The sequence below is a fragment of the Streptomyces phytophilus genome, from assembly GCF_013870535.1.
Lineage (GTDB): Bacteria > Actinomycetota > Actinomycetes > Streptomycetales > Streptomycetaceae > Streptomyces > Streptomyces phytophilus.
On the sequence record NZ_JACBXC010001604.1, the window covers coordinates 1 to 1,178 of the forward strand.

General features: G+C 71.9%; 1 protein-coding gene. It reads left to right on the forward strand.

The window, feature by feature from the left end; all coding sequences use genetic code 11:
* Positions 1-1,178, forward strand: a 1,178-nt coding sequence (locus H5J30_RS34565) for a phosphoketolase family protein (protein ID WP_181791763.1), incomplete at both ends; no start/stop codon positions are given.

Sequence of the window (1,178 nt, forward strand, 5' to 3'; positions counted from 1 at the left end):
AGCCGACCCGGGTGCTCGGCGCCATGCTGCGGCAGGTGATGGCCGACACCGCGGAGCGGCGCGACTTCCGCGTCTTCGGCCCGGACGAGACGGCGTCCAACCGGCTGCAGGAGCTGTTCGAGGTCACGGACCGCGCGTGGCAGGCGGAGACGGAGCGGACCGACGAGCACCACGGGCCGCACGGCCGGGTCATGGAGGTGCTCTCCGAGCACCTGTGCCAGGGCTGGCTGGAGGGGTACGTCCTCACCGGCCGGCACGGGCTGTTCTCGTCGTACGAGGCGTTCGCGCACATCGTCGCGAGCATGGCCGCGCAGCACATCAAGTGGATCCAGACCGCGCGGGAGGAGCCCTGGCGGGCGCCGGTCGCCGGGCTCAACTACCTGCTGACCTCGCACGTCTGGCGGCAGGACCACAACGGCTTCAGCCACCAGGACCCCGGCTTCGTCGACCACATCCTCAACAAGAGCCCCGGCGTCGTCCGGGTCTACCTGCCGCCGGACGCCAACACCCTGCTGTGCGTGGCCGACCACGTGCTGCGCACCCGCGACGTCGTCAACGTCGTCGTCGCCGGCAAGCAGCCGTCGTTCGACTGGCTGACGCCGGAGCAGGCCCGCGCGCACTGCCTGCGCGGCGTCGGCATCTGGGAGTGGGCCGGCAGCGAACGCCCCGGCGAGGCGCCGGACGTGGTGCTGGCCTGCGCCGGGGACGTGCCGACGCAGGAGGTGCTGGCCGCGGCGGGGCTGCTGCGCGAGCACCTGCCGGAGCTGGCGGTACGGGTCGTCAACGTCGTCGACATCGCCCGGCTGATGCCGCACGAGGACCATCCGCACGGGATGACGGACCGGGAGTTCGACGCGGTGTTCACCCGCGACACCCCGGTCATCTTCGCGTACCACGGCTATCCGTGGCTGATCCACCGGCTCGCCTACCGGCACGCGGGGCACGACCAGTTGCACGTGCGCGGCTACAAGGAGATGGGCACCACGACCACGCCCTTCGACATGGTCGTACGCAACGACCTCGACCGCTACCGGCTGGTGATGGACGTCATCGACCGCGTCCCGGGCCTGGCCGTCCGCGCGGCGGCGGTGCGGCAGCGGATGGAGGACGTACGGGGCAGGCACCACGCCTGGATCCGCGAGCACGGTACGGACCTGCCGGAGGTGGCGGACTGGACG